The following is a 1295-nucleotide window of genomic DNA, read 5'->3' as shown; positions in this document are numbered from 1 at the left end:
ATGAGCTTGCCCCCGAATGACGGAGTCCTTAGTTCCAGTTAAATTGGAAAGAAGGAGCAAGGAATGTCAGATTCGAGAAGGCGTGCAAGGTACACGCAGGAATTCAAAGAGGAAAGTGTCCGGCAGGTGCTGGCGGGGGCGTCTGTGGGCTCGGTGGCCAGCTCGCTGGGCATCCCAAAGGCCAGTTTAGGTAATTGGGTTCGCCAGCAACAACGCGGTGAGCTGGGTGTCGTCGCAACACCGACGACGGCTCCCGGTGCTGTGTCGGCCGAGCAAATGGAGATTGCCCGTTTACGGGCGGAGGTCGTGCAGCTGAGGATGGAGCGCGATATAGCAAAAAAAGCCGCGGCGTACTTTGCGCAGGACACGCTGCAAAGTACGCCTGGATTCAAGAAATGAAGGGCCACTGGCCTGTCCGGGCGATTTGCCGGGTGCTGGGAGTCAGTGAGAGCGGCTACTACGGTTGGCAGCGCTGTTGCGGCGGACCGACGCGCAGGCGGCTGCCGGATGAGCGGGTGTTGGTTCACATCCGAGCCATCCACCGCGAGGTCAAGGGGGAATATGGTTGGCCACGAATCCATCAGGAGCTGCGTCGCCGAGGGCTGCGTGTAGGCAAGGAACGGGTGCGGCTGCTGATGCAAGCCCATGGCGTGCGTGGCAGGGTCAAACGCAAGTATGCTTCCACGACCGACAGCAAGCATGCGCTGCCGGTGGCCCCGAATCTGGTACAGCGGCAATTCAATCCTCCTGCACCAGATCAGATCTGGTGTGGTGACATCACGTATTTGCCGACAGAGCAGGGTTGGCTGTATCTGGCGACCGTGCTCGACTTGTTCAGTCGAAAGATCGTAGGATGGAGCATCAAGCCCCACATGCAGACCAGCCTGGTGAAGGATGCCCTGGAAATGGCGTACCTGCGCAGACTGCCGGCGCCTGGGCTGATATTCGATAGCGACAGAGGTAGTCAATATTGCAGCCATGAGTTCCAGCAAATATTGCGCACCCGGCAGATACGTGCCTCAATGAGCAGGAAGGGGGATTGTTGGGATAGCGCCCCGATAGAAAGCTTCTGGGCCCGCCTCAAGCTGGCGAGTTTGGAGGGGCGGAAATTCGCTTCCCACCGAGTCGCTACGGCTGCTGTGATGGACTGGATAACATTCTATAACCACCGACGACTGCATTCGGCATTGGGCTATACGAGTCCGATGGAATATGAAGAACGCTGGCATGCGAGCCAATATAAGGTCGCTGCCTGAACCCGAGGCTAAGGACTACGAGAAACGGGGGCAATATCA

The 1295-nt window shown here is 58.2% G+C and carries 1 protein-coding gene; it reads left to right on the top strand.

Features of this window, described 5'->3' with window-relative positions; genetic code table 11:
• Window positions 1-63: 63 nt before the first annotated feature.
• A protein-coding gene (locus tag CSC67_RS21145) for an IS3 family transposase (protein ID WP_118996436.1) occupies window positions 64-1256 on the top strand; the annotation gives its coding sequence in 2 pieces (ribosomal slippage) (window positions 64-334 and window positions 334-1256; 1194 coding nt in all).
• Window positions 1257-1295: the final 39 nt, after the last annotated feature.

The sequence above is a fragment of the Pusillimonas caeni genome (assembly GCF_003545815.1).
GTDB lineage: Bacteria > Pseudomonadota > Gammaproteobacteria > Burkholderiales > Burkholderiaceae_B > Pusillimonas > Pusillimonas caeni.
Note: the sequence above shows the minus strand (reverse complement) of the source record. Positions and strands in the feature narration are given on the sequence as shown.